Raw genomic sequence first — 24,076 nt, 5'->3', positions numbered from 1 at the left:
TTATGGCTTCACCCTGGCGGGACAGAATCCTCGGCCTGATGCCGCGTTCGGCCATCGTCTGCCACGACCTGTTCATGGTCTGGGCATGCTGGCAGCTGCTCCACGCCGGGCGGTACTCGATCCTCCCCAACGCGCCCTCGCTTCCGCTCTGGAATGTCGACACCACCCTGGTGCTGCTGCTGCAGGGCCTGGTGTTCTGGCGCGTGGGCCTGTATCGCGGGCTGTGGCGTTTCGCCAGCGTCAGCGACCTGCTGAACATCTTCAAGGCCAGCTTCATCGGCCTGGTCGGCATCGTGCTGGTGCTGATGTGGAAGCGTTTCGACGGCGTGCCGATGTCGGTGCTGGTGATCTATCCGTTCGCACTGTCGGCGCTGCTGGGCGCGCCGCGCCTGCTGTACCGGGCCTGGAAGGATTACCAGGCACTGCAGTCGGATTCGAGCGCGCGCCGCGTGCTGATCCTCGGTGCGGGGCAAGCCGCCGAGACGCTGGTCCGCGATCTGCGCCGCTCCGGCAACTTCGAACCGGTCGGCCTGCTGGACGACGCACCGCACCTGCGCGGCGCCAAGCTGCAGGGCCTCCCGATCCTGGGCAGCCTCGATGATGCCCCGGCGGTGGTCCGCGAGACTGCGGCCAAGTTGCTGGTGATCGCCATGCCCTCGCTGGATGCCGCAGGCATGCAGCGGGTGGTCGCCATCTGCGAAAGCACCGGCGTGCCGTTCCGCACCGTGCCCAAGCTGAGCGACATCCTGCAGGGGCAGTCGCTGCCCGGCCAACTGAAGGAAGTGGCGATCGAGGACCTGCTCGGCCGCAAGCCGATCACCCCGGACTGGAACCTGATCCGTGGCTGGTTGGGCGGTCGCACCGTGATGGTTACCGGTGCCGGTGGCTCGATCGGCTCGGAGCTGTGCCGCCAGTGCGCGCGCCACGGTGCCGGCCGCATCATCCTGCTGGAGATCAGCGAACTGCTGCTGCTGACCATCGAGGGTGAGCTGCGTCGCAGCTTCCCCGATATCGAGATCGAAGCGGTGCTGGGCGACTGTGGCGATCCTGCGGTGATCCGCCATGCGCTGTCGCTGCATCCGGTCGACACCGCGTTCCATGCCGCAGCGTACAAGCATGTACCGGTGCTGGAACGGCAGCTGCGCGAAGCTGTGCGCAACAACATCCTGGCGACCGAGAACGTGGCCCGCGCCTGCCTGGAAGCGCGCGTCGAGCATTTCGTGTTCATCTCCACCGACAAGGCGGTCGATCCGGTCAACGCGCTGGGTGCCAGCAAGCGCTATGCCGAGATGATCTGCCAGAGCCTGGACCAGAAGTCCACGCACACCCGTTTCGTTACCGTGCGCTTCGGCAACGTGCTGGCCTCGGCCGGCAGCGTGGTGCCGCTGTTCCGCGAGCAGATCCTGCGCGGTGGTCCGGTCACGGTCACCGATCCGGAAGTCACCCGCTACTTCATGACCATCCCTGAGGCCTGCCAGTTGATCCTGCAGGCCGCGGCCTCGGCCTCGCACGGTGCGATCTACACGCTCGACATGGGCGAGCCGGTGCCGATCCGGCTGCTGGCCGAGCAGATGATCCGTCTGGCGGGCAAGCAGCCGTACAAGGATGTGCAGATCATCTATACCGGCCTGCGTCCGGGCGAGAAGCTGCACGAGACGCTGTTCTATTCGGACGAGGACTACCGCGCAACCGCGCATCCGAAGGTCCTCGAGGCCGGCGTGCGCATGTTCTCGCGCGATCTGGTGCTGGGCAACGTCCCGCGCCTGCGCGAGGCGGTGTGCAGCTACGACACCGAAACCATCAAGGAAGTCCTGTTCGCGACGATGCCCGAGTTCTCGCCAATCGAACAGGATGCTTACATTTCATCCGCTAAAGTCGTGCCCTTTCCCGCACGCGAGGCCAACAGGCACCAATGAGCAAGCGAATTCGCAAAGCAGTTTTCCCCGTAGCGGGTTTGGGGACGCGTTTTTTGCCAGCAACCAAGACCGTGCCGAAGGAGATGCTGCCGATCATTGACCGGCCGCTGATCCAGTACGCAGTGGACGAAGCAATCGAGGCCGGCTGTGACACGCTGGTGTTCATCACCAACCGCTACAAGCACGCGGTCGCCGACTACTTCGACAAGGCCTACGAGCTGGAGCAGAAGCTCGAGCGCGCCGGCAAGCAGGAGCAGCTGGAGCTGATCCGTCACGTGCTGCCCAATGGCGTGCGCGCGATCTTCGTGACCCAGGCCGAGGCGCTGGGCCTGGGCCATGCGGTGCTGTGTGCCAAGGCCGTGATCGGTGACGAGCCGTTCGCGGTGCTGCTGCCGGACGACCTGATCTGGAACCGCGGCGACAGTGCGCTGAAGCAGATGGCCGATCTCAACGAAGCCAGTGGCGCCAGCGTCATTGCCGTTGAAGATGTGCCGCACGACAAGACCGCCAGTTACGGCATCGTCGCGACCGAGGCCTTCGATGGCCGCAAGGGCCGTATTTCGCAGATCGTGGAGAAGCCGAAGCCGGAGGACGCGCCGAGCGACCTGGCCGTGGTCGGCCGCTACGTGCTGAGCCCGAAGATCTTCGAGCTGCTGGAGCAGACCGGCAGCGGTGCCGGCGGCGAGATCCAGCTGACCGATGCGATCGCGCAGCTGCTGAAGACCGAAGAGGTGGATGCCTACCGTTTCGAGGGCACTCGTTTCGACTGCGGTACGCACCTGGGGCTGGTGGAAGCGACGATCCGCTTCGCGCTGGACAACCCGAAGCTGGCAGGGCCGGCGCGGGAGAAGCTGACGGCGATGTTGGCTGAGTAAGGTTTATCAAGCGCTCCGTGCAGCGCCTTGATTGACACGTGATGGGCGGGACGGGTGGGCCGTTGCAGGACACGCCGTAAACCCGTCCATGGGGGCTCGATGGCGCCATCCATGGCGCCAACGGTCCTGCAACGGCCCACCCGTCCCGCCTGTCAGGTTTCCTGCGGGCGCGGACGGGAAGGGCGGAATCAAGGGCAAGAGCAAAAGCAAAAAAGGCAGCCAATGGCTGCCTTTTTTGATTGTTGGGGTCAGATCCCTTTGCGTAGCAAAGGGCTCTGACTCCAGCTTTTGACCTTGCTTTTGCTAAACCCTCCGCCGCGCGGAATGATGGATGGCACGGGTGGGTGAGGCTGACCGGGACTGTCAGCGGCATGGATGCCGCTGCCAAGCCCCCAGGGACGGGTTTACGGCGTGTCCCGGGCAGCCTCACCCACCCGGGCCCCACAGCCAACCGACACTCCAGCCGGCAACGCTCTGAACCTTACAGCGCCTCGAAAATACCCGCCGCGCCCATGCCGGTGCCGATGCACATCGTCACCATGCCGTACTTCTGCTGGCGACGACGCAGGCCGTGCAGCAGGGTGGCGGTACGGATCGCGCCGGTCGCACCCAGCGGGTGGCCCAGGGCAATCGCGCCACCCAGCGGGTTGACCTTGCTCGGGTCCAGGCCGCAATCGCGGATCACCGCCAGCGACTGCGCGGCGAACGCTTCGTTGAGCTCGATCCAATCCAGCTGGTCCTGGGTCAGGCCGGCCTGCTTCAGTGCCTTCGGGATCGCGGCGATCGGGCCGATGCCCATCACTTCCGGGCGCACGCCGGCCACCGAGAAGCTGACGAAACGGGCCAGCGGGGTCAGGCCGTAGTCCTTGATCGCCTGTTCCGAGGCCAGCAGCACGGCACCGGCGCCATCGCTCATCTGCGACGAGTTGCCGGCGGTGACGGTGCCGCCGAACTGGCCGTTGCGGAACACCGGGCGCAGCTTGGCCAGGCCTTCAGCCGAGGAATCCGGGCGCGGGCCTTCGTCGGTGTCGGCGATCTTGTTGCGGGTGATGATGCGCTGGCCGTCGGCCAGGTCCGGCAGGTGCGAGACGATCTCGTACGGGCTGATCTCGTCCTTGAACTCGCCGTTCTGGATCGCGGCCATGGCCTTCTGGTGCGAGGCGAGGGCGAAGGCGTCCTGGTCTTCGCGCGAGACCTTCCACTCTTCGGCGACCTTCTCGGCAGTGATGCCCATGCCGTAGGCGATGGCCACGTGGTCGTTGTCGAACACGCTCGGCGCCATGGCGATCTTGTTGCCCATCATCGGCACCATCGACATCGACTCGGTGCCACCAGCCAGCATCAGGTCGGCGTTGCCCAGGCGGATCGCGTCGGCGGCCTGCGCCACGGCCTGCAGGCCGGAGGAGCAGAAGCGGTTCACGGTCTGTGCGGCGATGGTGTTGGGCAGGCCGGCCAGCAGCACGCCGATGCGCGCCACGTTCATGCCCTGCTCGGCTTCCGGCATGGCGCAGCCGATGATCGCGTCATCGATGCGGTTGACGTCCACGCCCGGGGCCTGGGCGACGACGCTGCGCAGCACGTGCGCAAGCATGTCGTCGGGGCGGGTGTTGCGGAACATGCCCTTGGGCGCCTTGCCGACCGGGGTGCGGGTGGCGGCGACGATGTAGGCGTCCTGGATTTGCTTGGTCATTGCAGTGATCTCTCGAATTTTTTAGCCGGGGTGCCGACCAACGGTCGGCACCCACCAGAGGCAGAGGAGTGCCAACCAGGGGTCGGCACCCGCCATCAATCAGTTACGCAGCGGCTTGCCGGTCTTCAGCATGTGCGCGATGCGGGCCTGGGTCTTTTCCTGCTGGGCCAGTTCGACGAAGTGCTTGCGCTCCAGGGTCAGCAGCCACTCTTCGTCCACCAGGGTGCCGCGGTCGACCTTGCCACCGCACAGCACGGTGGCGATGCGTTCGGCGATCTCGTAGTCGTACGGGCTGATGAAACGGCCTTCCAGCATGTTGACCAGCATCATCTTGAAGGTGGCGATGCCCACGTCACCGGCCACCTGGATGCGGCGTGCCGGCAGCGGCGGACGGTAGCCCGCTTCGGCCAGTGCACGGGCTTCGGCCTTGGCGATGTGCAGGGCCTCGTAGCTGTTGAACACCACCTTGTCGGTACTGCGCAGCAGGCCCAGTTCCTTGGCGTTGACCGCCGAGTTGGACACCTTGGCCATCGCCACGGTCTCGAAGGTCTTCTTCAGTTCGGCGAACACGTCGCCACCCGGGCCTGCGGCCTGAGAGGCACGCACGGCCAGTTCCTTCAGGCCGCCACCGGCCGGCAGCAGGCCGACACCGGCCTCGACCAGGCCGATGTAGCTTTCCAGGAAGGCCACGGTCTTGGCGCTGTGCATCTGGAACTCGCAGCCGCCGCCCAGGGCCAGGCCACGCACCGCTGCCACCACCGGCACCAGCGAGTACTTGATGCGCTGGCTGGTGCGCTGGAAGTTGGCGACCATTTCCTCGAACTGGTCGACCTTGCCGGCCTGCAGCAGGCCCAGTGCACCGGCCAGGTCGGCACCGGCGGAGAAGGGTTCCTTCTGCTGCCAGATCACCAGGCCCTGGAAGTCCTTCTCGGCGCGGCTCACGCATTCCTGCAGGCCGTCCAGCACCTGGTCGGACACGGTGTTCATCTTGGTCTTGAAGCTGACCACGGCGATGCCATCACCGTCGTGCCACATGCGCAGGCCGTCGTTCTCGAACACGGTCTCGCCCGGCGCGAACTTCTCGCCCAGCAGCGGATCCGGGAAACGCTGGCGCTGGTACACCGGCAGCGACGAGCGCGGCAGCTTGGCGTTGCGCGACGGGCTGTAGCTGCCCTCGGCGGCGTGCACGCCGTCGCGGCCGTCGAAGACCCAATCCGGCAGCGGGGCATTGCTCATGCTCTTGCCGGCGACGATGTCATCGGCGATCCACTGCGCGACCTGCTTCCAGCCGGCGGCCTGCCAGGTTTCGAACGGGCCCAGCGACCAGCCGTAGCCCCAGCGGATGGCCAGGTCGACATCGCGCGCGGTCTCGGCAATGTCGGCCAGGTGGTAGGCGCTGTAGTGGAACAGGTCGCGGAAGGTCGCCCACAGGAACTGCGCCTGCGGGTGCTGGCTCTCGCGCAGCTTGGCGAACTTCTCGGCCGGGTTCTTGATCTTCAGGATCTCGACCACTTCCGGTGCGGCGGTGCGGTCGGCCGGACGGTAGTCCTGCTTCTCCAGGTCCAGTACCACGATGTCCTTGCCGACCTTGCGGAAGATGCCGGCGCCGGTCTTCTGGCCCAGCGCGCCCTTGGAAATCAGCGCGTCCAGCCACTTCGGCGACTTGAAGAATTCATGCCACGGGTCATTCGGCAGGGTGTCGCCCATGGTCTTGATGACGTGGGCCATGGTGTCCAGGCCGACCACGTCGGAGGTGCGGTAGGTGGCCGACTTCGGGCGACCGACCAGCGGGCCGGTCAGGCCGTCCACTTCATCGAAGCCCAGGCCGAACTGCTGGGTGTGGTGGATGGTGGACAGGATCGAGAACACGCCGATGCGGTTGCCGATGAAGTTCGGGGTGTCCTTGGCGTACACCACGCCCTTGCCCAGGGTGGTGACCAGGAATGCTTCCAGTCCTTCCAGCACGGCGGCATCGGTGGTGGTGGCCGGGATCAGCTCGGCCAGGTGCATGTAGCGCGGCGGGTTGAAGAAGTGCACGCCGCAGAAGCGGTGGCGCAGCTGCTCGGGCAGCACGTCGGCCAGCTTGTTGATGCCCAGGCCCGAGGTGTTGGAGGCCAGCACCGCGTGGTCGACCACGAACGGGGCGATCTTCTTGTACAGGTCCTGCTTCCAGTCCATGCGCTCGGCAATGGCCTCGATGATCAGGTCGCAGTCCTTCAGCTGCTCCAGGCCGGACTCGTAGTTGGCCGGAGTGATGGCTTCGGCCAGCGACTTGCTGGCCAGCGGCGCCGGGCTCAGCTTGCCCAGGTTGGCGATCGCCTTCAGCACGATGCCATCGGCCGGACCATCCTTGGCAGGCAGGTCGAACAGCACGGTGTCGACGCCAGCGTTGGTGAGGTGGGCGGCGATCTGGGCACCCATGACGCCGGCACCCAGCACGGCGGCGCGGCGGACTAGCAGGGAATTGGACATGGTGTAGGGCCTTTGTTGGTCAGCAGTTACTGGGTGGAATCAAAGGGAAGCGGGCAGGGCGCTGGCGCGTGCGGCGGCGCGGAACCCGGCTTCGGCGAAATGGATCAGTTCGTGGGCGGCATGGGCACGATGCGCCGCTTCGGTGACACCGGCGGGACGCTTGATCAGCCCGAAGTCGGCCATCGCATAGGTCAGCGAGCCGGCCAGGAAGTCGAGGCGCCAGTACAGCTCCTCCTTGCTCAGGTCCGGCACGCACTCGCCGATGGCCTTGCCGAACGCACGCAGCACGTGGCCGTAGTGGTCGGACAGGAACTTGCGCAGGTTGTCGTTCTTCTCGGCGTAGGCGCGGGCAATCACGCGCACGAAGGCGCCGCCGTTCTGGCGGTCCTGGGCCAGCGCCAGGGCCGGCTCGACGAAGGCAGCCAGCACCGGGCGCAGTTCACCCGGGTGCTCGGCGCGGGCGCGCTCGAGCTGCGACAGGCGGGCACCGGTCATCTCGTCCATGCGGCGGCGGAACACCTCGTTGACCAGGTTTTCCTTGGAGCCGAAGTGGTAGTTGACCGCGGCGATGTTGACGTCGGCCTGGCTGGTCACCTGGCGCAGCGAAGTGCCGGCGAAGCCGTGCTGGGCGAACAGCTCCTCGGCCGCGCCGAGAATCCGGTCCTTGGTCGAGAAGTGGGCGGGCTTGGCCATCGGTGGGCGGACCTTAATCAAACGATTGTTTGATACTAGGACCAGACGGTACCGTATGGCATTTTGCAGTGCAGCAAAAATCGGCCGACCCGGTCAGATTTCACTCAGGTCGGTGAATGGGGTAGTGCCGGCGGCTGGCCGGCAGCTCCTAGGTTGAATGGCGCCCAATGCCGGCCAGCGGCCGGCACTACCACCCCGCCGCGTTATCTTTTACAATTCGCCTACGTTTATCAGGCTAAGCCCGCGTCCCGACGCGGGTTTTTTTCATGTTACCCTTCGGGCCATCAGCGGCCCGATTCCATTGGAGACATCCCATGGCGCTGGAGCGCACCCTTTCGATCATCAAGCCGGACGCCGTTGCCAAGAACGTCATCGGCGAAATCTACGCCCGCTTCGAGAAGGCCGGCCTGAAGGTCGTGGCCGCCAAGTACAAGCAGCTGTCGCGTCGTGAAGCCGAAGGTTTCTACGCCGTGCACCGCGAGCGTCCGTTCTTCAACGCGCTGGTCGAGTTCATGATCTCCGGCCCGGTGATGATCCAGGCCCTGGAAGGCGAAAACGCCGTCCTGGCCCACCGCGACCTGCTGGGCGCCACCAACCCGAAGGAAGCCGCGCCGGGCACCATCCGCGCCGACTTCGCCGAATCCATCGATGCCAACGCCGCCCACGGCTCGGACTCGGTCGAGAATGCCGCGATTGAAATCGCCTACTTCTTCGCCGCCACCGAAGTCGTTTCGCGCTGAGAGTAATGCCGTGAACGAGGTCGTACAGTCCCCCGCCATCCAGCCGCTGCCGAAGTCGGCACCCACGGCTGGCAAGCAGAACCTGCTCGACCTCGATCGCGCGGGCCTGGAGAAGTTCTTCGTCGAGGTTCTCGGCGAAAAGAAGTTCCGTGCCCATCAGGTGATGAAGTGGATCCACCATCGCTACGTCACCGACTTCGATGAAATGACCGACCTCGGCAAGGTCCTGCGCGCCAAGCTGCAGGCCCATGCCGAGGTGCTGGTTCCCAACATCGTGTTCGACAAGCCCTCCGCCGACGGCACCCACAAGTGGCTGCTGGCGATGGGCGTGGATGGCAAGAACGCCATCGAGACCGTGTACATCCCGGACAAGACCCGCGGCACGCTGTGCGTGTCCTCGCAGGTCGGTTGCGGCCTGAACTGCACGTTCTGCTCCACTGCTACCCAGGGCTTCAACCGCAACCTGACCACCGCCGAGATCATCGGCCAGGTGTGGGTTGCCGCGCGCCACCTGGGCAACGTCCCGCACCAGATGCGCCGCCTCACCAACGTGGTGATGATGGGCATGGGCGAGCCGCTGATGAATTTCGACAACGTCGTGCGCGCCATGAGCGTGATGCGCGACGACCTTGGCTACGGCCTGGCCAACAAGCGCGTGACCCTGTCGACCTCCGGCCTGGTGCCGCAGATCGACCGCCTGTCTGCCGAAAGCGACGTGTCGCTGGCGGTGTCGCTGCATGCGCCGAACGACGCGCTGCGCGAGACCCTGGTGCCGCTCAACAAGAAGTACCCGATCGCCGAGCTGATGGCCTCGTGCGCACGCTACCTGCGCGCCAACAAGCGCCGCGAATCGGTCACCTTCGAATACACCCTGATGAAGGGCATCAACGACAAGCCCGAGCATGCCCGCGAGCTGGCCCGCCTGATGCGCCAGTTCGACAACGCGGTGCAGGCCAAGGATTCGGGCAAGGTCAACCTGATCCCCTTCAACCCGTTCCCGGGTACCCGCTACGAGCGTTCGGAAGAGGCGCACATCCGCGCCTTCCAGAAGATCCTGCTCGACAGCAACGTGCTGACCATGGTCCGGCGTACCCGTGGCGACGACATCGACGCCGCCTGTGGCCAGCTCAAGGGCCAGGTGATGGACCGCACCCGCCGCCAGGCGGAGTTCAACAAGACGCTGCAGGCGGGGAAGGGGAGCGATGCCGCGGCCTGACCGCCTCTGGCTGGTTCTGCTCGCAGGCACGCTGGCCCTCGCGGTCGGCGGCTGCAAATCCCATCCCAAGGCCAAGCTTGGCCCGAGCGAGGCGCCGGTCTACTCCGTCCGTGATCCGGAAGGGGTGCGGCAGCAGGTGCGCTGGCAGGAGTTGCTGACCCTGGCCGGCCGCGACATCCAGGGCGGCAATCTCGATGCTGCCGAGCGCAAGGCGCGCGAAGCCCAGAAGCTGGTGCCGACGGCCCCCGACGGCCTGGTCCTGCTTGCGGGCATCGACGAGCGTCGCGGCCGCAGCCAGCAGGCCGGCGAGAACTTCCGCAAGGCTGCCGAGCTGGCGCCGCAACGTGGCGACGTGCTCAACAACTATGGTGCCTGGCTGTGCCAGCAGGGCCAGGCGGCCGAATCGCTGGTGTGGTTCGATCGTGCCCAGCGGGCGCCGGGCAATCCCGCCGTCGCCGAAGCGCAGTCCAATGCCGGCAGCTGTGCGCTGGATGCAGGCCAGTTCGAGCGTGCCGAGCGCGACCTGCGCGCGGCGCTGTCGGCGCTGCCGGGAAACCCGGTCGCGCTGGAGGCCATGGCCCAGCTCAGCTTCCGCCAGGGCCGCTACATGGAGGCCCGGGCCTTCGCCGAACGTAGGATTGCGGCTGCACCCGCAACGCGTTCCGTGTTACAACTTGCGTCTCAAATCGAAGCGCGGCTGGGTGATCGGGCGGCATCTGACCGCTATCTTCAGCGCATTCGACAGGAATTTCCGCAGGAAGCGGGCTCCTAACTCCAGGGTTGATGCATTGTGATTGATGACCAGACTGTGAGCGCTCTCGAGACTGCGGCCGGCTGCGGCACCCGCCTGCGCCAGGCCCGTGAAGCGGCCGGACTGACCCTTGAGGATGTCGGCTCGCGCCTGCGCATGCCGGTCCAGGTGGTCAGGTCGCTGGAGGAAGAGCAGTGGCAGAAGCTGGGCGCGCCCGTCTTCGTGCGCGGCCAGTTGCGCAGCTACGCGCGCCTGCTCGACGTCGATGTGAGCCAGCTGCTGGAGCAGGCCCAGGTGGGTCCTGTCGTGCCGCCCACCCTGGTCAGCCATACCCATACCCCGCGTGCGCGCCGCATTGCCGAGAATCTCGGCCGGCGCGTGCTGTACGTCGGCATCACCGCCGTGCTGGCCGTGCCGGTGTGGTTCGCCACCCGCGGCCATTTCGATGGCAGTGCCACGCCGTCGCCGAACACGGCCTCGCTGGACGCGATCCCGGCCGCTGTGCCGGTGGCCCCGTCCGCTGCGGGTGTCGAGCCGGCAGCCCCGGCTGAAGTCGCGAGTGCCCCGGCCAGCAAGCCGGCCGCAACCCCGTATGTCGCTTCGCTGTCCCCGGTGCCGCGTTCGGCACCCGCTGCGCCCGCAGCCGCCAATACGCTGGAGATGCAGTTCAGCGGCGACAGCTGGGTCGATATCGGTGGTCCGGACGGCGCCACGGTCGAAAAGGCGCTGATCAAGTCCGGCGAGAGCCGCAGCTTCACGCCGGGCCAGGTGACCCGGGTGACCCTGGGCAACGCCTCGGCGGTCCAGGTTCAGCAGAACGGCGCTATCGTCGATCTGACCCCCTACCAGCGAGCCAACGTGGCACGCTTTCAGGTATCCTCTGAAGGCTCCGTAGTCCCGGTTTCGCACTGAGGCGCGGTTTCACCACCTTCGATTAAACCCAATGGTCCCTCCCGATGGGCGGGGCGAGAGTACGCATGGCGATCGACGATCTGCTCGACGAGCACGAACAAAGTGAACGCGTCCGCAGCTGGCTGCGGAAGAATGGCGCCAGCATCCTCGGTGGCGTAGCCATCGCGATCGGTGCCATTGCCGGCTGGCAGTGGTACCAGAAGGATCAGGGCGGCAAGCTGGCCTCGGCCAACGTGGAATACCAGAAGGCCCTGGTCGGTCTTCAGCAGAACAAGCTCGACGACGCTGCCAAGGCAGTGAAGGCGCTCGAAGCGGGCCCGTCCAGCATCTATGGCGACCTCGCGGCGCTGCAGCTGGCCAAGGCCCAGGTCGACGCCGGCAAGAACGAAGAAGCGCTGGCCACCCTGCGCGCCGTGAAGGTCGAAAGCGACCTGCAGCGCGTGGTCGACCAGCGTGTGGCCCGCCTGCTGGTGGCCACCGGCAAGAGCGACGAGGCGATCAAGCTGCTAGGCAGCGCCACCGACAGCAGCAGCCTGGAAATCCATGGCGATGCGCTGATGGCGCAGGGCAAGCGCGATGACGCCCGCGCACAGTACGAGAAGGCGCTGAAGTCGCTTGACGTGGCAGCGCCGCAGCGGCGCCTGCTGGAAACCAAGGTTATGGATGCCGGCGGCACGGTCGCCGCCCCTGCGGAGTCGGTTTGATGAGTCAGAAGGTCATGATCACCCGCGTCGCCACCGTGCTCCTGATGGGCATGGCCCTGACCGGCTGCAGCACCATGAAGGGCTGGTTCGCCGGCAAGGACGCGGCAGCGAAGAAGGCCCAGGAGCCGGCTGAGCTGGTCAAGTTCGAGCCGAGCGTCAAGGTCAACAAGGCCTGGTCGGTCAACCTCGGCAAGGGCGAGCGCCGCATCGGCGTGCGCCAGGGCCCGGCCGTTGCCAATGGCCACGTGTTCGCTGCGGCGATCACCGGCGGCGTGCACGCCATCGACCTGCAGACCGGCAAGAAGGTCTGGACCTGGGAGCCGCAGAAGGAAAAGAAGAAGCCGAAGCTGCGCCTGTCCGGCGGCCCGGGTGTCGGTGAGAACCTGGTCGTGATCGGCACGCTCGATGGCCAGGTCATCGCCCTGGACATCAATGACGGCAGCGAGAAGTGGCGCGCCCGTGTTCCGGGTGAGGTCATTGCCGCGCCGGCCGTGGCCCAGGGCCTGGTGTTCGTGCGCAGCAACGACGGCCGCGTCACCGCGTTCGATGCCGGCAACGGCACGCAGAAGTGGTTCAACCCGAGCGAACTGCCGGCGCTGACCGTGCGCGGCAACGCGCCGGTGGTCACCGGTCCGGGCGTGTTGTTCATCGGCAAGGACGAAGGCGCGGTTGCCGCGCTGGCCATGCAGGATGGACGTACCCTGTGGGAACAGAACCTTGGCAACGGCGAAGGCCGTACCGAGCTGGACCGCATGGCCGATGTCGACGGTGCTCCGGTGCTGGAGGGCAACACCCTCTTCGTGAGCAGCTTCAAGAACCAGACCATGGCCATCGAAGGCCCGACCGGTCGCCCGCTGTGGGCGCGCGACCATGGCGGTGCAGGTGGCGTGGCGGTGTCGTCGGGCAATGTGTTCGTCACCGACAACAAGGGTGGCGTGTTCGGCCTGGACAAGGCGACCGGCGCTGCCATGTGGTCGCAGACCGAGCTGGCGCGTCGTTCGCTGACCGGCCCGGCGCTGCACGGTGATTACGTGGTCGTCGGCGACTACAAGGGATACGTGCACTGGTTGAAGACCTCCGATGGTGCGATGGCGGCACGGGCGAAGAGTGGCGGTGACGCCCTGCTGGCCCAGCCGGTCGTCGTCGACGGGGTGCTGCTGGTGCAGAACGTGGATGGCAAGCTGACCGCCTTCCGGTTGGCAAATTAAAAATTGGAGTAATCGCGATGCTGCCTTTGGTCGCCCTGGTTGGACGGCCGAATGTCGGCAAGTCGACTATTTTCAATGCGCTTACGCGCACCCGCGACGCGCTGGTCCATGACCAGCCCGGCGTCACCCGTGACCGCAACTACGGCGTCTGCCGCCTCGACGAGGACAACCATTTCCTCGTCGTGGATACCGGCGGTATTGCCGGGGAAGACGAAGGCCTGGCGGGTGCCACCACGCGCCAGGCCCGGGCTGCGGCGGCCGAAGCCGATCTGATCCTGTTCGTCGTCGACGCCCGCGAGGGCACCTCGGCGCTGGACGACGAGATCCTGGCCTGGCTGCGCAAGCTGTCGCGCCCGACGCTGCTGCTGATCAACAAGATCGACGGCACCGACGAGGACAGCGTCCGTTCGGAGTTCGCCCGTTACGGCTTCGGCGAGATGCTGACCGTCTCGGCCGCGCATCGCCAGGGCCTGGACGACCTGCTGGACGAAGTGATCCAGCGCCTGCCGGAAGAAGGCAGCGGCGAAGAGCTGGACAACGATCCGAACCGTATCCGCATCGCCTTCGTCGGACGTCCGAACGTGGGCAAGTCGACCCTGGTCAACCGCATCCTCGGCGAGGAGCGCATGATCGCCTCCGACGTGCCGGGCACCACCCGCGACTCGATCGCGGTGGACCTGGAGCGCGATGGACGTGAGTACCGGCTGATCGATACCGCCGGCCTGCGCCGCCGTTCGCGCGTGGACGAGGTCGTCGAGAAGTTCTCGGTGGTCAAGACCATGCAGTCGATCGAGCAGTGCCAGGTCGCCGTGCTGATGCTGGACGCCACCGAAGGCGTGACCGACCAGGACGCCACCGTGCTCGGTGCCGTGCTCGACGCCGGCCGCGCGCTGGTGATCGCCATCAACAAGTGGGATGGCCTGACCGAGTACCAGCGCGAACAGGCTGAAACCATGCTGTCGCTGAAGCTGGGCTTCGTGCCCTGGGCCGAATCGGTGCGCATTTCGGCCAAGCACGGCTCGGGCCTGCGCGAGCTGTTCCGTGCGGTGCACCGCGCGCACGAATCGGCGAACAAGACCTTCACCACCAGCGAAGTGAACAAGGCGCTGGAAGTGGCGTACGAGACCAATCCGCCGCCGACCATCCGCGGCCACGTCTCCAAGCTGCGCTACGTGCACCCGGCCGGTTCCAACCCGCCGACCTTCATCGTGCACGGCACCCGCCTGAAGGAGCTGCAGGAGTCGTACAAGCGCTACCTGGAGAACTTCTTCCGCAAGCGCTTCAAGCTGATCGGCACGCCGGTGAGCTTCATCTTCCGCGAGGGTACCAACCCGTACGAGGGCAAGAAGAACGTCCTCACCGAGCGGCAGGTCAAGGCCAAGCGGCGCTTGATGAAGCACGTCAAGGGCAAGTGATTCACGGGAAGGCGGCCGCAGGGCCGCCTTTCTTGTCTGTGGTCGTGCCGGCCGCTGGCCGGCAACCCGATGATGCCTGGCGTGTTCACGAGGTTGCCGGCCAGCGGCCGGTACTACCCCTACGTCTACAGTCCTCGATCATGGCGAACTGTTGCGACGAGCGCGGCAATGCGGCAACGCGCATGGGGCGCTGCGGGGCGCGGCCATCATCGATTCGGGCAGCTGCGCCTGCCCCGTGAGGCTTGCCCAGACCAGGGTGGTACCCAGTACCCCTGCCAGGTACGCCACCGACACCGCGCCGATCACCAGGCCCGCGGCATGCTCCAGCCACGGAAGCAATCGGCAACACCCCTGTGCCCAGCGCGGATGGCTGCCGAGCCACGCCATCAGCAGGCCGAGCGACAGCGCGACGCCGCCCAGGCAGGCCACGTAGGCGGCCTTTGTATCCATGTCGGCAACGAGGCCGCTGACCAGGGCTGCAACCGCGAACTGCAGCGTCCAGTTGTTGATGCTGGCGAGCGCCAACAGGCATCCAGCCTCGGCGTGCGGCCAACGGGAGCGGGCCTTCAGGCCCCGGGGCAGCTGCAGGGAAAGCGGAGAGAGGGAGGTCAGCCCGGCGTCGCGCAGGCACATGCCAGCCAGGCGCAGCAGCAGCAGGCAGCCCGCGCACTCCATCGCCAGCGTCCACAGGCCGCGGTTTCCCAGCATGCCCGCCGCAACGAAGGCCGTGGCGCAGATGGTGCCCGCACCGATGGCGATACCGAACGATGCGGCCATGGCGGCGTGCCCGCCCGCGCCCATCGCGGTGCGCAGGATCTTCGCGTGATTCGACGCAGGCAGGAGCATGGCGAAGCCGTACAGCACCGCGACGATGAAGAACTGCTGCACGAAAACCTGCCACCAAACTACAGAAAGTGCCGAGTGTGGGCTGCGCTGGACGCGCCGTATTGAACGCTATTGCGACAGGCGCGAATTACCGGCATCAGCCCAGCCACAGCGACACGGCGATCCATAGCGCCAGCGCAATCATCAGCAGCCCTGCGGCCCGTTCCAGCCACGGCAGGGCACGCGCGAATCGACCCAGCACCCACGGGTGGCCAACCAGCGCGGCAACCAGCAGATCCCATAGCAGGACGATGCCGAACATCCACGCGCCATAGAAGACCTTCGTTGCGGCCTGCGGACCGTTGAGCATCGCCGCCAGCGTCGCGTAGAACAGCGCATTCTTCGGGTTCAGCAGCGCAGACAGGGCGCCCAGCCCTGCCGCCTTCCACCATCCGTGGGCACCACCCGCTGGCGATCCTGGGGCAGCGTCAGATGCCTGCAGCGTCGTCGAACCCGCATGGCGCAGGAACAACGTGCCGAGGTACAGCAGGAACCCGCAGCCCGCCAACTGCACCGCAATGAACCCTGCGCTGCCTGCGCGCAGCATGGCCATTCCGGTGAAAGCGGCCACGATGAAGACGCCATTGCCGACGGCGATGCCTGCGCAGGCGCCACTGGCAGTGCGCCAGCCCGAGGTGATCGCGGTGCGTGCAACGAGGAAGAAGTCGGGGCCGGGTGAGAGCAGGGCGAGAAAATGTACGGTGGCGATGACCAGGAACTGTTCCATCGGGTCCGGCGGCGGCGGCTGGCTGGGGCGCCAGTCTGGGGATGCGCCGCGCGACGGTATTGAACGTTATTGCAGGCTCAGCGCCGGTACTGGCCCGGGGTCGCACCGGCGTGGGCCTTGAAGACCCGCTGGAAATGGCTCTGGTCGGCAAAGCCCAGCGCATGCGCGACCACGGCCAGTGCCTGCCCTTCGCACAGCCGCCGGCGGGCCTCCTGGATGCGCTGGTCGATCTGCCAGGCGTGTGGGGTCAGGCCCGTGGCGCGTCGGAAGGCGCGGATCAGCTGGTAGCGGCTCATGCCTGCCAGCGATGCCAGCTCCTGCAGGGCCGGGGTGTGTTCGAGCCGCTGGCGCAGAACGTCCATCACCGGCTGCAAGCGCTGCTGTAACGCGGCATCTTCAAGCGGGCCGGCGACGGCAACACCATCGTGTTCATCCAGATCGCCGACGAACGCGATCAGGGCCGCTTCCTTGACGCTGACTGGATCGTCGGAGAACAGCGTCTCGTTGAGCTGGCAGTACTGCTGGTAGCGCGGGCGATGGTTGGAAATCCGGATCGGTTCCTGCTGCCAGTCGGGTTCGGGCAGGTCGTCATACTCGGCGCGGACCTCGGCCATCCAGCGCGGGTCCAGATGCAGCATCTGGTAGCTCCAGACCTGGCCGGGCAGGGGGTTGCAGGCGTGCACACGGCCTGCGGGTACGCCGACCAGACTGCCGGGCTGCAGCAGGCGCGGTCCTGCCGCAGCGCCGGTGAACAGGCTGCTGCCGGCGTCCACGGCGCCGATCGAGAAGGTGTCATGGCTGTGCGGGCGATGGCAGGCGCGGCTGTCGCACGCCCGTCGGCTTTCGACGAAGGGCATGCGCGGGTCACGCCAGAATTCGGTGGCAGAGCGCATGCAGCGGTTCCGGGATGCAGGGGCAACGCCCGCATGGTGCCATGTTCGGGGCAGGGCGCGTCGAGGGTGTCTGCGCGATAATGCCGCCATGAGCATCCAAGAGCTTTCCCCCGCGCAGGCACGCGAGCGCCTGGCCCATGGCGCGGTGCTGATCGATGTGCGCGAGGCGCACGAGCGGGCCGGCGGGATGGCCGAGGGCGCGCGCGGCGTGGCCAAGGGCGAACTGCAGGCCGACCCGGCCGCACACCTGCCGCGGCACGACCAGGAGATCCTGCTGATCTGCCAGAGCGGCAAGCGCTCGGCCGATGCCGCGCAGTTCCTGCTGCAGGCCGGCTACACAAACGTCGCTTCCGTGACGGGCGGTACCGTGGCCTGGCGCGAGCAGTCGCTGCCGCTGGTGCAGCCGCTGGCCAGCGCCGCCGACCGCGACTTCTACGACCGCTATTCGCGCCACCTGCTGTTGCCGCAGGTGGGCGAGGCCGGCCAGCGCCGGCTGCAGCAGTCGCGCGTGCTGGTGCTGGGCGCGGGTGGGCTGGGCGCACCGGCGGGGTTCTACCTGGCCGCCGCCGGGGTAGGGCACCTGCGCTTCGCCGATCACGATCGCGTGGAGCGCAGCAACCTGCACCGGCAGATCGTGCATACCGAAGCCAGCGTGGGCCAGCTCAAGGTCGATTCCGCGCGTGAGCGGCTGCTGGCGCTCAACCCCTCGATCGAGGTCGAGGCGGTGCCGGAGCGGGTCACCTCCGAGAACGTGGATGCGTTGCTGGACGGCGTGGACGTGGTGCTGGACGGCTCGGACAACTTCCCGCTGCGCTACCTGCTCAACGACGCCTGCATCAAGCACGCGATACCGATGGTGTACGCCGCCATCGAGCGCTTCGATGGCCAGGTAAGCGTGTTTGACGCCGGCCGCCAGCGCGGCGTGGCGCCGTGCTACCGCTGCCTGTTCCCGGAGCCACCGCCGCCGGAGTTCGCGCCGAACTGTTCCGAGGCCGGTGTGCTGGGCGTGCTGCCTGGCCTGGCCGGCGTGCTGCAAGCGACCGAGGTGCTGAAGCTGCTGCTGGGCATCGGTGAACCACTCGTCGGTCGGCTGCTGCGCTTCGACGCGCTGGGCATGCGCTTCCGCGAGACCGGCATCCGGCCGGACCCGCAGTGCCGGGTGTGCGCGCCGGACGTGCCATTCCCGGGGTATATCGATTACGCCGCGTTCTGCCGGGGTGGGTGAGGCTGGCCGGGGAATGCCTTGGTAGATGCCGACCTTGGTCGGCGTTTTCGTGCCAACCAAGGTTGGCACCTACCGAAGCGGGTGCATGGTGGCACCCACCGACGCGAATGCATGGTTTCGGGATGATGCCGGGGGTCACTCCCTGCATCGTTCCACCTCCAAGACAATCCGGCGCAACATGCGTGCTATTGCCGTCATCGGCATTGCTCTATTGTTGAACCCGATTCTGGATCTTGGGGAACACACCGCATGGCGGTAGAAGCAGCGACCAGCGAGCTGGTCAAAGTCGTCGCCCTGTTGGGCGCGGCGGTGGTGATGGTGCCCCTGTTCCGCCGGGCCGGCCTGGGCTCGGTGCTGGGCTACTTCGCCGCTGGCCTGGCGATCGGACCGTTCGGGCTGGGCTGGTTCTCAGACCCGCAGGCGATCCTGCATACCGCCGAGCTCGGCGTGGTGATGTTCCTGTTCGTGATCGGCCTGGAAATGCGGCCCTCGCATCTGTGGAGCCTCCGCAAGGAAATCTTCGGGCTGGGCACGCTGCAGATCGTTACCTGTGCGGTGGTGCTGACCAGCATTGCCAAGTTGTTCGGCCTGCCCTGGCAGGTGGCCTTCATCGGTGCCACCGGCTTCGTGCTCACCTCCACCGCAGTGGTGATGCAGTTGCTGGCCGAGCGCGGTGACATCGCGCTGCCGTCGGGGCAGAAGATCGTCTCCATCCTGCTGTTCGAAGACCTGCTGATCGTGCCGCTGCTGGCGCTGGTGGCCTGGATGGGCCCGAGCGCGGGCAGCGCCGATGGCGAGGGTTCGCGTTGGCTGTCGGTGGCGATCGGCGTCGGCGCCATCGTTGGCCTGGTGCTGGTCGGCCGCTTCCTGCTCAACCCACTGTTCCGCGTGCTGGCCGAATCGAAGGCGCGCGAGGTGATGACCGCCGCCGCGCTGCTGGTGGTGCTGGGTGCGGCGTTGCTGATGCAGCTGTCCGGCCTGTCGATGGCGATGGGCGCGTTCCTGGCCGGCGTGCTGCTGAGCGAATCGACCTTCCGCCACCAGATCGAAGCGGACATCGAACCGTTCCGCGGCATCCTGCTCGGCCTGTTCTTCCTCAGCGTGGGCATGGCGCTGGACCTGGGCGTGGTGGCTGGCAACTGGCAGCTGATCCTCGGCCTGGTGCTGGCGCTGATGGCAGCCAAGGCGCTGTGCATCTACGTAGTCGCGCGCATCATGGGCAGCGACCACGCGCAGGCGCTGGATCGTGGCGTGCTGATGGCGCAGGGCGGCGAGTTCGCCTTCGTGCTGTTCTCTGCCGCCGCATCGGCCGGCGTGATCAACCTGGAGATCAATGCCAACTTCACCGCCGTGGTGGTGCTGTCGATGGCGCTGACCCCGCTGGTGGTGCTGCTCTACAAGCGCGTGGCGCCGAAGCCGACGGTGAACATGGACGGCGTGGACGAGGCCGAGGGTCTGTCCGGCAGCGTGCTGCTGATCGGCTTCGGCCGCTTCGGCCAGGTCGCCAGCCAGTCGCTGCTGGCGCGCGACGTGGACGTGACCATCATCGACAACGATGTGGAGATGATCCAGAGCGCGGCGCGCTTCGGTTTCAAGATCTACTACGGCGACGGTACGCGACTGGACGTGCTGCATGCCTCGGGCGCGGCCACCGCACGTGCGATTGCGGTGTGCGTGGACAAGGCCGAGGCCGCCGACCGCATCGTTGAACTGGTGTCGCACGAGTTCCCGCAGGCCAAGCTGATGGTGCGCTCGTTCGACCGCGAACATTCGCTGCGGCTGATCCATGCCGGCGTCGATTTCCAGATCCGCGAGACGTTTGAATCGGCGGTGTTGTTCGGCCAGGCCGCGCTGGTGGAGCTGGGTGCGGATGAGGACGACGCGATCGAGATTGCCGAGCAGATCCGCCGCCGCGATGCCGAGCGCTTCGAGCTGGAAATTGCCGGTGGTGGTCTGAATGCTGGCGCCAAGATGGTGTTTGGCAACTCCGGCCAGGGCGTACCGACGCCGACGCCGTTCACCGCGCCGAAGCGGGCGAGCAAGACGTTGAACCCGCAGGACGTGCCGGAAGAGGAAGAGTAAAGCCCGGTAGTGCCGGCCGCTGGCCGGCAGATACGGAATCGTTCCGACGTCATGAGGTTGCCGGCCAGCGGCCGGCACTACCCGGGTCGGGAATTGCCGAAGCCGGCGGTTGGTAGTGCCGGCCGCTGGCCGGCAGATGCGCAAACGTTCCGACGTCATGAGGTTGCCGGCCAGCGGCCGGCACTACCGTGTGAGGAATTGCCGAAGCCGATGGTTGGTCGTGCCGGCCGCTGGCCGGCAGATACGGAAGCGTTCCGACGTCATGGGGTTGCCGGCCAGCGGCCGGCACTACCGTGCGGGGAATTGCCGAAGCCGGTGGTTGGTAGTGCCGGCCGCTGGCCGGCAGATATGGAAGCGTTCCGACGTCAGGAGGTTGCCGGCCAGCGGCCGGCACTACCGTGCGGGGAATTGCCGGAGCCGGAGGTTGGTAGTGCCGGCCGCTGGCCGGCAGATACGGAAACGTTCCGACGTCATGGAGTTGCCGGCCAGCGGCCGGCACTACCGTGAGGGGAATTGCCGAAGCCGGTGGTTGGTAGTGCCGGCCGCTGGCCGGCAGATACGGAATCGTTCCGACGTTATGAGGTTGCCGGCCAGCGGCCGGCACTACCCGCGCGGGGAATTGCCGAAGCCGGCGGTTGGTCGTGCCGGCCGCTGGCCGGCAGATACGGAAACGTTCCGACGTCATGGAGTTGCCGGCCAGCGGCCGGCACTACCGGCGTGCGGCGGTGGGCGAGGGGGCCTGAATCAGGGACAATAGCGTCCCCGCCGCCCCACGCCCGCTCCCGATGACCGATTCCGCCTCCCAGCATCCTGCCCGCATCCTTGATGGCCGCCGCATCGCCGAGGACCTGCTCGACAGCCTGAAGGTGCGCGTCGACGCCCGCGTGGCCGCTGGCGGCAGCCGTCCGGGCTTGGCCGTGGTGCTGGTCGGTGGCGACCCGGCCTCGACGGTGTACGTGCGCAACAAGCGCCGTGCCGCCGAGAAGGTCGGCATCGAAGCACACGACTACGATCTGCCGGCCGGTACCACCGAGGCCGAGCTGCTCGACCTGATCGACCAGCTCAACGCCGATCCGAAGATCAACGGCATCCTGATCCAGCTGCCGCTGCCGGGCATCCCCGACGCGCGCCGGCTGATCCAGCGCATCGACCCGCGCAAGGACGTGGACGGTTTCCACCCGGAGAACGTCGGCCACCTGGCCCTGCGTGAATTCGGCCTGCGCCCGTGCACGCCGCGCGGCATCACCACGCTGCTGGGCCACACCGACCAGCCGGTGCGCGGCCGCAACGCCACCATCGTGGGCGTGAGCAACCACGTCGGCCGCCCGATGGGCCTGGAGCTGCTGATTGCCGGCTGCACCGTGACCAGTTGCCACAAGTTCACCCCCAAGGACGTGCTGGAACAGGCCGTGCGCAACGCCGACATCCTGGTGGTGGCGGTGGGCCGCCCGGGCATCGTGCCGGGCGAATGGGTGAAGCCGGGCGCGGTGGTGATCGACGTGGGCATCAACCGGTTGGACGACGGCCGGCTGGTGGGCGACGTCGGGTTTGAGGCTGCGGCCCAGCGGGCGAGCTGGATCACCCCGGTGCCGGGTGGCGTGGGCCCGATGACCGTGGCCACGCTGATGCAGAACACCTTGGAAGCGGCGGAAGCGCTGAGCTGACCTGCGATTGGGGAGATCTGCTGTTGGTGGGTGCCGACCGTTGGTCGGCACAATGCCGGGGTAGGCCGATGACCCGCTCCTGGTAGGTGCCAACCTTGGTTGGCACGATCCGTCCGGCACCTGGACCCCAGGTGGGGTGAAGGCCTCTGGCTGTTTGTGCCAACCAAAGTTGGCACCTACCAAAGGCGCTCCAGGGCTGGCCCGAGTGATCCTCTTAAGGTGGGTGCCGACCGTTGGTCGGCACAATGCAGGAGACACAGGTGTCTGAAGGGTAGTGCGGACCAACGGTCCGCACCCACCAAAGGCAGGCCGATGACTCGCTCCTGGTAGGTGCCAACCAAGGTTGGCACCTACCAAAGGCAGTATGCCGCCGGCCCGGATGGCCCCCTGAACCAATCGCCGCCCGCGCGACACTGCGTCGCATCTACCCCCTGCCACAGGGCGCGAAAAAGGGGTAAAATGTCGCGCTTCCCCACATCTCGGGTATGCCGATGCTGCGCATCCAGGCTGAAGCACTCACTTACGACGACGTCTCGCTCGTCCCCGCCCACTCGACCATCCTGCCCAAGGACGTCAACCTCGAAACGCGGTTGACTCGCGACCTGAAGCTGAAGCTTCCGATCCTGTCCGCAGCCATGGATACCGTCACCGAAGCCCGCCTGGCCATCGCCATGGCACAGCTCGGCGGCATGGGCATCATCCACAAGAATCTCAGCCTGGAACAGCAGGCCGCGGAAGTGGCCAAGGTCAAGAAGTTCGAGGCCGGTGTCATCCGCGACCCGATCACTGTCGGTCCGGAAACCACCATCCGCGACGTGCTGGCCCTGACCCAGGCGCACAACATCTCCGGCGTGCCGGTGGTGGGCAGCGACGGCCAGCTGGCCGGCATCGTGACCCACCGCGATATGCGCTTCGAGACCGAACTGGATGATCCGGTCCGCCACATCATGACCAAGAAGGATCGCCTGATCACGGTCAAGGAAGGCGCCGCGTCTGACGAAGTGCTGCAGCTGCTGCACCGCAACCGCATCGAAAAGGTGCTGGTGGTCAACGATTCGTTCGAACTGCGTGGCCTGATCACCGTCAAGGACATCCAGAAGAACACCGACTTCCCGAACGCTGCCAAGGATCTGTCGACCCGCCTGCTGGTCGGCGCTGCCGTCGGCGTGGGTGGCGACACCGATCGCCGCGTGGAAGCGCTGGTCGCCGCCGGCGTGGACGTGATCGTGGTCGATACCGCGCACGGCCACTCGCAGGGCGTGCTGGACCGCGTCAGCTGGGTCAAGAAGAACTTCCCGAACGTGCAGGTCATCGGTGGCAACATCTGCACCGGCGAAGCCGCACTGGCGCTGCTGGACAGCGGCGCGGACGCGGTGAAGGTCGGCATCGGCCCGGGCTCGATCTGCACCACGCGCGTCGTCGCCGGCGTTGGCGTGCCGCAGGTCACCGCCATCGACCTGGTGGCCGAAGCGCTGCAGGACCGCATCCCGCTGATCGCCGACGGTGGCATCCGCTACTCGGGCGATATCGGCAAGGCGCTGGCCGCCGGTGCCTCGACCATCATGGTCGGTGGCCTGCTGGCCGGTACCGAGGAATCGCCGGGCGAGACCGAGCTGTACCAGGGCCGTTCGTACAAGAGCTACCGCGGCATGGGTTCGCTGGCCGCCATGGAAAAGGGTTCGAAGGACCGCTACTTCCAGGACGCCGCCACCGCCGACAAGCTGGTGCCGGAAGGCATCGAAGGCCGCGTGCCGTACCGCGGCCCGGTGGGCGGCATCATCCACCAGCTGATGGGCGGCCTGCGCGCCACCATGGGCTACGTGGGCTGCGCCACCATCGAAGACATGCGCAGCAAGCCCAAGTTCGTGAAGATCAGCGGCGCCGGCCAGCGTGAGAGCCACGTCCACGACGTGACCATCACCAAAGAGCCGCCGAACTACCGCGCCTGACGCGGGCCGGGCAAAGAGGAACGAGGAAGCTGATTCCCGTTCCTCTTTCTCTATCTGCT

Annotated in this window: 19 protein-coding genes; 13 read left to right on the top strand and 6 right to left on the bottom strand. The window is 66.8% G+C overall.

All coding sequences use genetic code 11. The features are described from left to right. Nucleotides 1-2 precede the first annotated feature (2 nt). Both AC5P67_RS16330 and galU read left to right on the top strand, forming a co-directional pair. Nucleotides 3-1,916, top strand: coding sequence for a polysaccharide biosynthesis protein (locus AC5P67_RS16330; RefSeq protein WP_005413043.1), 1,914 nt, complete (start codon nt 3-5; stop codon nt 1,914-1,916). Beyond that, on the top strand, nt 1,913-2,791 hold the full coding sequence (galU, locus tag AC5P67_RS16325) for a UTP--glucose-1-phosphate uridylyltransferase GalU (protein ID WP_005409291.1): 879 nt from the start codon (nt 1,913-1,915) through the stop codon (nt 2,789-2,791). Before AC5P67_RS16330 ends, galU begins: the two co-directional genes overlap by 4 nt. Before the next feature lie 481 nt (nt 2,792-3,272). On the opposite strand, the gene AC5P67_RS16320 is transcribed toward galU, so the two are convergent. The 3 genes from AC5P67_RS16320 to AC5P67_RS16310 form a co-directional block, all read right to left on the bottom strand. Continuing rightward, nucleotides 3,273-4,481, bottom strand: coding sequence for an acetyl-CoA C-acyltransferase (locus AC5P67_RS16320; RefSeq protein ID WP_005409292.1), 1,209 nt, complete (start codon nt 4,479-4,481; stop codon nt 3,273-3,275). A 99-nt stretch (nt 4,482-4,580) separates the two neighbouring features. Beyond that, on the bottom strand, nt 4,581-6,953 hold the full coding sequence (locus tag AC5P67_RS16315; RefSeq protein ID WP_111193460.1) for a 3-hydroxyacyl-CoA dehydrogenase/enoyl-CoA hydratase family protein: 2,373 nt from the start codon (nt 6,951-6,953) through the stop codon (nt 4,581-4,583). Nucleotides 6,954-6,992: 39 nt separating this feature from the next. Continuing rightward, a complete protein-coding gene (locus AC5P67_RS16310; RefSeq protein WP_005409294.1) occupies nt 6,993-7,646 on the bottom strand; it encodes a TetR/AcrR family transcriptional regulator in 654 nt (217 codons plus the stop codon). Nucleotides 7,647-7,960: 314 nt separating this feature from the next. On the opposite strand from AC5P67_RS16310, the gene ndk reads away from it, so the two are divergent. The 7 genes from ndk to der all read left to right on the top strand — a co-directional run bounded on the left by ndk (nt 7,961) and on the right by der (nt 14,592). Beyond that, nucleotides 7,961-8,386 (top strand): nucleoside-diphosphate kinase, encoded by a 426-nt coding sequence (ndk, locus tag AC5P67_RS16305; protein WP_005409295.1) that lies wholly within the window; start codon nt 7,961-7,963, stop codon nt 8,384-8,386. Nucleotides 8,387-8,396: 10 nt separating this feature from the next. Next, complete coding sequence (gene rlmN, locus AC5P67_RS16300; RefSeq protein ID WP_005409296.1) at nt 8,397-9,602, top strand: dual-specificity RNA methyltransferase RlmN; 1,206 nt, start codon at nt 8,397-8,399, stop codon at nt 9,600-9,602. Continuing rightward, entirely contained in the window at nt 9,589-10,374 is a 786-nt protein-coding gene (locus AC5P67_RS16295) for a tetratricopeptide repeat protein (protein WP_005409297.1), read from the top strand. The genes rlmN and AC5P67_RS16295 overlap by 14 nt, the downstream gene beginning before the upstream one ends. 18 nt (nt 10,375-10,392) lie before the next feature. After that, complete coding sequence (locus tag AC5P67_RS16290) at nt 10,393-11,265, top strand: RodZ domain-containing protein (RefSeq protein ID WP_005409298.1); 873 nt, start codon at nt 10,393-10,395, stop codon at nt 11,263-11,265. A gap of 65 nt (nt 11,266-11,330) precedes the next feature. Further along, a complete protein-coding gene (locus AC5P67_RS16285) occupies nt 11,331-11,969 on the top strand; it encodes a YfgM family protein (protein WP_005409299.1) in 639 nt (212 codons plus the stop codon). Continuing rightward, nucleotides 11,969-13,177 (top strand): outer membrane protein assembly factor BamB, encoded by a 1,209-nt coding sequence (gene bamB, locus AC5P67_RS16280; protein ID WP_005409300.1) that lies wholly within the window; start codon nt 11,969-11,971, stop codon nt 13,175-13,177. Before AC5P67_RS16285 ends, bamB begins: the two co-directional genes overlap by 1 nt. A gap of 17 nt (nt 13,178-13,194) precedes the next feature. Beyond that, entirely contained in the window at nt 13,195-14,592 is a 1,398-nt protein-coding gene (gene der, locus AC5P67_RS16275) for a ribosome biogenesis GTPase Der (RefSeq protein ID WP_005413118.1), read from the top strand. A gap of 138 nt (nt 14,593-14,730) precedes the next feature. Here the strand turns inward: der and AC5P67_RS16270 are convergent, their stop codons facing one another. From AC5P67_RS16270 to AC5P67_RS16260, 3 genes are all read right to left on the bottom strand, one after another. Then, entirely contained in the window at nt 14,731-15,480 is a 750-nt protein-coding gene (locus tag AC5P67_RS16270; RefSeq protein WP_114618668.1) for a lysine transporter LysE, read from the bottom strand. 94 nt (nt 15,481-15,574) lie between these two features. Continuing rightward, on the bottom strand, nt 15,575-16,204 hold the full coding sequence (locus tag AC5P67_RS16265; protein ID WP_062606288.1) for a LysE family translocator: 630 nt from the start codon (nt 16,202-16,204) through the stop codon (nt 15,575-15,577). A gap of 77 nt (nt 16,205-16,281) precedes the next feature. Then, complete coding sequence (locus tag AC5P67_RS16260; protein ID WP_005409304.1) at nt 16,282-17,097, bottom strand: AraC family transcriptional regulator; 816 nt, start codon at nt 17,095-17,097, stop codon at nt 16,282-16,284. Between the two features lie 88 nt (nt 17,098-17,185). On the opposite strand from AC5P67_RS16260, the gene moeB reads away from it, so the two are divergent. The 4 genes from moeB to guaB all read left to right on the top strand — a co-directional run bounded on the left by moeB (nt 17,186) and on the right by guaB (nt 24,017). Continuing rightward, the gene (gene moeB / locus AC5P67_RS16255; RefSeq protein ID WP_062606290.1) at nt 17,186-18,322 is read left to right on the top strand and encodes a molybdopterin-synthase adenylyltransferase MoeB; all 1,137 of its coding nucleotides are present in this window, start codon (nt 17,186-17,188) and stop codon (nt 18,320-18,322) included. Nucleotides 18,323-18,571: 249 nt separating this feature from the next. Next, complete coding sequence (locus AC5P67_RS16250) at nt 18,572-20,404, top strand: monovalent cation:proton antiporter-2 (CPA2) family protein (protein WP_495214921.1); 1,833 nt, start codon at nt 18,572-18,574, stop codon at nt 20,402-20,404. 785 nt (nt 20,405-21,189) lie between these two features. Beyond that, nucleotides 21,190-22,068, top strand: a complete 879-nt coding sequence (gene folD, locus AC5P67_RS16245; protein WP_005413112.1) for a bifunctional methylenetetrahydrofolate dehydrogenase/methenyltetrahydrofolate cyclohydrolase FolD — start codon at nt 21,190-21,192, stop codon at nt 22,066-22,068. A gap of 491 nt (nt 22,069-22,559) precedes the next feature. Next, nucleotides 22,560-24,017 (top strand): IMP dehydrogenase, encoded by a 1,458-nt coding sequence (gene guaB / locus AC5P67_RS16240; RefSeq protein ID WP_005416248.1) that lies wholly within the window; start codon nt 22,560-22,562, stop codon nt 24,015-24,017. Nucleotides 24,018-24,076: the final 59 nt, after the last annotated feature.

Source organism: Stenotrophomonas sp. YJH_SMC_21, assembly GCF_059369555.1.
The sequence above is the reverse complement of the archived record's forward strand: the minus strand, read 5'-3'. Positions and strand labels throughout refer to the sequence as shown.